This is a genomic window from Trinickia sp. (assembly GCF_051954495.1).
In the GTDB taxonomy this organism is placed as follows: Bacteria; Pseudomonadota; Gammaproteobacteria; order Burkholderiales; family Burkholderiaceae; genus Trinickia.
Genome location: NZ_JBQCHR010000144.1, coordinates 1 through 6,095, shown reverse-complemented (window position 1 = coordinate 6,095; position 6,095 = coordinate 1). Strand labels below are relative to the sequence as shown.

Here is a 6,095-nt window from a genome sequence, read left to right as displayed (position 1 = left end):
CGACACGGCAAAAGCGATGAGCGTGTGGACGACATGGCGCTGTACCGATTGCGGGCGCAGTGTCGTTTTGGCGGGCGTGGAATCGGGCAAGCCGACGTATGCCGCGAATCGCGAGCGAGCAGTCATTTTTTGCTCCTTGATTGCACCGGAACTGCTAATGCGAGCAACGTGCCAGATTCGACAGCACTTGAGAGAGCGACGGGCGTGGAACGTTCGGCGCTTGATTTCGCAGCTCATGGCGCGCGTTTTGTTGCAGCCGAGAATACTTTTAATGGCGTCGTCGGTATGGTCGAGCCGAAAGTCCGCCGTCATGGAAAGGGCGCTACGTCGAAAGCCGCATTTGAACGAGGGCCGTTGCGCGTTGGATCGGTTGTCGAGATGCCGGCGTGATGCCGATACGTTTCACCTTTGAAACACGAATGCGTAGACAATCCGGTGCGGAGCCGTTTCGACATGCTAACGCGATTGAAGAAATGCCGCGACGGCCTTCGCGTCCTCATTTCCGAGCGTATGCGCGACGGCCGACATCACAGGTGCGTTTGCCCGAGAACCATTCTGAAATACCCGAATTTGGCGCATCAGATAGTCCGCATGTTGGCCTGCGAGTCGCGGAAACTGTCCGTTTCCTTGGCCTTGTGCGCCGTGACATGACGCGCAAGCGGGCGTGCCTTTGTCGGGCACGCCTTCTTCGAAGATCTTCTGCCCCTGCGCGACCAGTGCGGCGTCGCTGCTGCTGCCGCTCGTCGGCTTTTGCTGCGAGAAGTACTCTGCCAACGAAGCAACCGTGGCATCGTCCAATTGCGACGCGATCGCCCACATATACGATCGTGCGTCCGTCTCTCCGCGCTGATGCTCCCGAAAACCTTTGAGCTGCGCGGTCAAATAGTCTTGCGTCTGCCCATTGAGCTTAGGGAACATCGGCGATTTACTGTCGCCGTGGACACCGTGGCAGGCCGCACACAGCTGGGAGGACAATCGCTCACCTTCTTGCGCTTGCGCGGGCGCAGCGCCGAGCGCGAGAACGGCGATGGTGAGCGGTACGGCGGCCGATGAAATCGGGCTAGTGAACCAGCGGGGCAGCAGTGGCATACGTGGCTCGTTTGGGTGATGTGGTTCGATTGTCGATGCGTACGTGCATTCAGAACACGAGCCAAGCGATCAGGTAAAGTGTGTTGTTGTCGCTGGCGTTGCGCCCGTTGCCGTCGTAGTTGTAACGCGCCCCGTTGAATCGCAAAAACCAAGTGTATTGCACCGACAGCTTGACCTGGGGTACGGGCAAGTAATCCGCCTCGAGTGTGACGCCATTGGTATTCGGCGTTCCATTCGCGCTTCCAGTAACGGGTGCGGCGCCGTATAGACCCGCGTCGGTGCTGCCCGTCGTTTGGAAGTAGGCAAGCGTTGCGCCGTATTTGCGATGGAAGTAGTACGACGCTTTAACCTTGAACGTATTGAGCGTATCGGACGAATTCGAAGGCGTCGGTCCTGCGCCGATTCCGCCGCTGGAGAAACTCGCATCCCAGCTTTGCTTCTCGTGGATCCAGGTGGCCTGCGCCGTAACCGAGTGTGTGTAGGTCAAGTACTGGTATTGCGTATCGAACGCGACGTCGGTGAAGCGATCGGTCGGTGAAACCGGAATCGTGTTGTCGGGGTACTTATCGGCGATCAGGCCGTATGTCCCGAACATGAGCGAGTGGGGACCCCACTCGGCGTTATAGGCGAGCCGCCAGTATGGGTTGTTGCCGGACAAGCGGGCCACGCCGCCGGGGCTCGATATGTCTTGCCCTGTGCGTAAGAATGAGAACATTTGGTCCGCCGTCCGGTAGAGGCCGAACTCGCCGTAGAGGCTGCGCTGCCAGAACGCATAGGCCGTGACGCCGGCTACTTGCTGGGCAAGGCCGCCGTCTATCAGCGTGCTGGCCATCGGCGTGAGCGAGACGCTGCTCGAAGCGTAGGGGTATCCGAACGCCGGTGTACTGTTCCAGACGTCGGATACGGTCGGGTTGTTGTTGAGCGTCATGCCGTAGATGAAGTCGATGTCGCCCTTCGTAAAGTGTCCGGCGGCGCGAATATCGGTGTTGTCGATCCCGCTATGGTGGGCGATGCCGTCATAGGTCCACTGTGCGAACGCACCGACCGGCCCAGCGATTCTGCCGCCATAGAAGATGCTTGCCTGCTGCAGAGCGAGGTCGTTGTTACGCACGAAATCGTAGTTGTTGTTGTCGATCGTTCGCGTATTGGTTTGTGAGAATTGCAGCATCGCCGCAAGGGGAATCGTTCTATTGTTGGTCAGCGTGTAGCCAGTCAACTTGAAGAACCGTCCGAACGGCGTCAGCTCCGGAAAGCTCACGTGACATGCGACGCATGCCAGACCCGTTTGCCGGGCGAAGGCAGGAACCGCCGCTGCATTGCGTCCGGCCAAGCAGAGCGCTGTTGCAGCGAGCATGATCGCGGACCACTTTCGAACCACGCGTCTTGGCCAATCGATCATGGCATCCCCCGAATATCTCTAGTTTGCTGCTTTATAGATCAATGTAGTCAAAGCCGGGAACGGACCGGGTGCACAATTGTTCGGGCGCACACACGATCGTGAGTTCGGTGAATTAACGGGCGTGGTCGTGGCGCTTAGCCGGTTGGTCCTGGCTTGCTTTCGAATCGGGTTCTTCCGTGGACCTTGCACTTTGCAGTTGATCGGTGAGAGCGATCAACTCGAGCACCTGCTTTTCGACGCGGGCGTCGCGGGGGTATCCGTCCAGTATGGTCTCGAGCCGTGCCTTCCAATAGGCGGGATCCGCCACGACGGTGGGAGAGGAGAGGTAAATCCGCGTCTTCTCGAGCATGGCGATGGCCGCCTTGATATGCTGGAGTTCGCGTTCGAGGTCGCGGTAAGAGTTCATGCTGGCCTTTCCCTCGCGCTTGTACTTGCCAACCGATGATGATGAATAGTGTTCGGTCGGAGCGCTTGGGCAATTGATCATAATCAATGATCGGCAATATGCAGCAATTCCTTCATTTCCGGTTAATTTGCGGAAGCCCGTCGCGGCTCAAAGGATATCCGCAATGGTTTGACGAAAATCAAGTATGGGATGCCCAGATCGCTGTAGCGCCAACGGGTGCAGCGATGGGCATCGCCAACGCCTTGTTTCACGCCTCGCGATACGTGCCCTTGGCTTTGGCGGCCTGAGCAGCCAGAAGATCCATCAGCGCGGGGTTGAGGCAATCGTACGGCTCCAGTCCCTTGTCGCGCAGCGTTTGACGCACGTCGGCCATCGCGGACGGCGGTGTGCCGCTTTCGATGATCGACGAAACGAATGCGGCAAAACCGGGGCCGTCCCAGCCTTCGTCCTTCGACAGCTCCGTATGGATGAAATCCAGGCCGTAGAACGCATGCGCCTTGTCTTCGATGCGCCCGAAAAGATGCGTACCGCAGACGCTGCAGGCATGGCGCTGAATCAGCGCGGATTCATCGATGATCTTCAGTTTCTCGCCATGCGCCGTGACCGTCACCTTGTCGCGCGGCACGACGCCCACGACGGAGAACAGGGCACCCGCCGGTTTCCAGCACTTCGTGCAGCCGCACGCGTGGTTGAACAAGACTTGTGAATCGATACGCACCTCGACAGGATCGGTCGCGCACGAGCACCGCAACGTACCGCCTTTGAAGTCGCTTGCGCCCTTTTTGATGCCGCGGTCGACGGTAGGGTGGATAGCGGTGCTCATGAGATGTCTTATATGGACGCCTCCCGGTTTGCCAGGTGATATTCGATGTGTGGCGGACAGGATGAGGCTGCAGACTTATATCCGGCCTGTGGTGCAGACGCGAGTCCGCTGGCCCTGATGGAATCTGCCGGGGAAGGCCTCATCTCCTACGTGTCCTCGAAGGACAAGACATCGTCCAGGCTTGCTTCCCCACGGTCCGACCTGTTTCGCCATCACATGTGTATCAACCTGCGCAACCTATCAGCGACCACGTCTCCTTAGTAAGTTGATGTTCTACGCAGCATGCGCCGCGTAACCGGGTTGATAGGCACGAGCATGGGCAAGCAGTGCCCATATCGTGCGTGCCATTTTGTTGGCCAGCGCGACGACCACCACATTGAATGGCCTTCGTACGAGCATCCGTTGTAGCGCATCGCTTAATTGCTTCGAACGTGCGAGCACCGAGCGGGCGCCGTGAATGAGCAAGGTACGCAAGTACACGTCGCCGCGTTTGCTAATGCCCAGCAGCTTCACGCGCCCGCCGGTGCCGCTTTGTCGCGGCACCAGCCCGAGGAACGCGGCGAACTCGCGGCCTGACCGAAACGTACTGGCCTGGCCGATGGTCGCGATGGCTGCCGTCGCGGTAAGCAGGCCCACACCGGGGATAGCGGCCAGTCGCGTGGCCGCCTCGTCCTGACGCTGCCAAGCGGCAAGTCGGCGCTCAATGGCGCGGATGTCGCGCGTGAGCACGTCGATACGCTGTAATTGCTCGTGAAGCGTCTCAATGACGACAGCGGGAAGCGTGTCGGCCAGTTCCCCAAGCATGCGCACTGCCTCATCCATGCTGTGCGGCCCGCGATGCACTGCAGCGCCGAACTCGTAGAGCAAACCGTGCGTTTGGTTGATTTGCATACGGCGCATCTTGACCAGTTGCTGGCGTACCCGATGCAGCGTGAGCACCGCTTGCTGCGCTTCGCTCTTGACGGCCACAAAGCGCATGTCCGGACGCTGTGCGGCCTCCCAGATGGCTTGCGCATCCGCGACGTCGGTCTTGCTGCGCTTCACGAACGGTCGGACGAATGACGGCGCAATGAGTCTGACTTGATGGCCCAAGCTGGCGAAGCGACGCGCCCAGTAATGGGCGCTGCCGCAAGCCTCCATCGCGATGAGCGCCGGCGCTTGGTTCGCGAAGAACGTCACGAGTTGTTCGCGCTTGAACTGCCGCCGGTTGATTTCGCCAGTATCCATGTCTACCCAGTGAGCCTGAAAGACGCGCTTTGCCAAATCCAGGCCGAATGTCGTAGTCTTCATTTCGAGCCCTCCTTACCCTCTGTGGTCGTGTTGACACCACCACTTTGGCACTCTGATGCCGTCGGGTACAGCGAGGGCTCCGCCGTTTCTACTGCCTCTCCGATCCGACGCGGGAGGGAGGCGTCCATACCATCTCCTGGTTGGCGCCGGCCGCGAACATAGCGCTCGGCGGCCGGCATTCGTCAGTAGTGAACGACAGTACGAATCGACTTGCCTTCGTGCATCAGGTCGAACGCTTCGTTGATTTGCGCGAGCGGTTTCGTATGAGTCACGAACGGCGCGAGCTGGATCTTGCCAGCCATGGCGTCTTCGACCATGCCCGGCAGCTGTGAGCGTCCCTTGACGCCGCCGAACGCGGTGCCGAGCCAGCGGCGTCCCGTCACAAGCTGGAAGGGGCGCGTCGAAATTTCCTGCCCCGCGCCGGCGACACCGATGATGACCGATTGGCCCCAGCCGCGATGTGCGCATTCGAGCGCTGCACGCATGACGTTGACATTGCCGATACATTCGAAGCTGTGGTCGACACCCCAGCCTGTCATCTCGACGATCACTTGCTGAATCGGTTTCTCATGATCTTTGGGGTTCACGCAATCGGTCGCGCCGAATACGCGCGCCAGGTCGAACTTGCTCGGATTGGTATCGATGGCGATGATGCGGCCCGCCTTCGCCAGCTTGGCGCCCTGGATCACCGCCAAGCCAATGCCGCCCAGCCCGAATACGGCCACGCTGTCGCCTTCCTGCACCTTGGCGGTGTTCTTGACGGCGCCCAATCCCGTCGTGACGCCGCAACCTAGCAAGCAGACTTGCTCGGGGTTGGCGTCGGGGTTGATTTTCGCCAGCGACACTTCGGCCACGACCGTGTATTCGCTGAACGTCGAACAGCCCATGTAGTGATAAACAGGCTGGCCGTTGTAGCTGAAGCGGGTGGTGCCGTCGGGCATGACGCCCTTGCCTTGGGTGGCGCGCACGGCCACGCACAAATTGGTTTTGCCGCTCTTGCAGAACAGACACTCGCCGCATTCCGCCGTGTAGAGCGGAATCACGTGATCGCCGGGCTTGACGCTCGTCACCCCTTCGCCGACTTCCAT

General features: G+C 59.8%; 6 protein-coding genes. All 6 read right to left on the bottom strand.

Translation table 11 applies throughout. From position 1 onward, the window contains the following. Positions 1–456 precede the first annotated feature (456 nt). Positions 457–1,089 carry a c-type cytochrome gene (locus tag ACTHNR_RS19225; protein WP_440549251.1) on the bottom strand — a complete coding sequence of 211 codons (633 nt, stop codon included), beginning with the start codon at positions 1,087–1,089 and terminating at the stop codon, positions 457–459. Positions 1,090–1,138: 49 nt separating this feature from the next. Further along, a complete protein-coding gene (locus tag ACTHNR_RS19220; protein ID WP_440549252.1) occupies positions 1,139–2,347 on the bottom strand; it encodes a cytochrome C in 1,209 nt (402 codons plus the stop codon). A 253-nt stretch (positions 2,348–2,600) separates the two neighbouring features. Continuing rightward, the gene (locus ACTHNR_RS19215; protein WP_440549250.1) at positions 2,601–2,894 is read right to left on the bottom strand and encodes a hypothetical protein; all 294 of its coding nucleotides are present in this window, start codon (positions 2,892–2,894) and stop codon (positions 2,601–2,603) included. A gap of 247 nt (positions 2,895–3,141) precedes the next feature. Next, the gene (gfa, locus tag ACTHNR_RS19210) at positions 3,142–3,717 is read right to left on the bottom strand and encodes an S-(hydroxymethyl)glutathione synthase (RefSeq protein WP_440549249.1); all 576 of its coding nucleotides are present in this window, start codon (positions 3,715–3,717) and stop codon (positions 3,142–3,144) included. Positions 3,718–3,990: 273 nt separating this feature from the next. Continuing rightward, positions 3,991–5,007 (bottom strand): IS110 family transposase, encoded by a 1,017-nt coding sequence (locus ACTHNR_RS19205; protein ID WP_440549248.1) that lies wholly within the window; start codon positions 5,005–5,007, stop codon positions 3,991–3,993. Positions 5,008–5,189: 182 nt separating this feature from the next. Continuing rightward, a partial coding sequence (locus ACTHNR_RS19200) for an S-(hydroxymethyl)glutathione dehydrogenase/class III alcohol dehydrogenase (RefSeq protein ID WP_440549247.1) occupies positions 5,190–6,095 on the bottom strand: 906 nt, incomplete at its 5' end.

Coding starts and splice junctions, on each gene's coding strand:
- ACTHNR_RS19225 (WP_440549251.1), bottom strand. CDS start 1,089: ATGCCACTGCTGCCCCGCTGGTTCACTAGCCCGATTTCATCGGCCGCC.
- ACTHNR_RS19215 (WP_440549250.1), bottom strand. CDS start 2,894: ATGAACTCTTACCGCGACCTCGAACGCGAACTCCAGCATATCAAGGCG.
- ACTHNR_RS19205 (WP_440549248.1), bottom strand. CDS start 5,007: ATGAAGACTACGACATTCGGCCTGGATTTGGCAAAGCGCGTCTTTCAG.
- gfa (WP_440549249.1), bottom strand. CDS start 3,717: ATGAGCACCGCTATCCACCCTACCGTCGACCGCGGCATCAAAAAGGGC.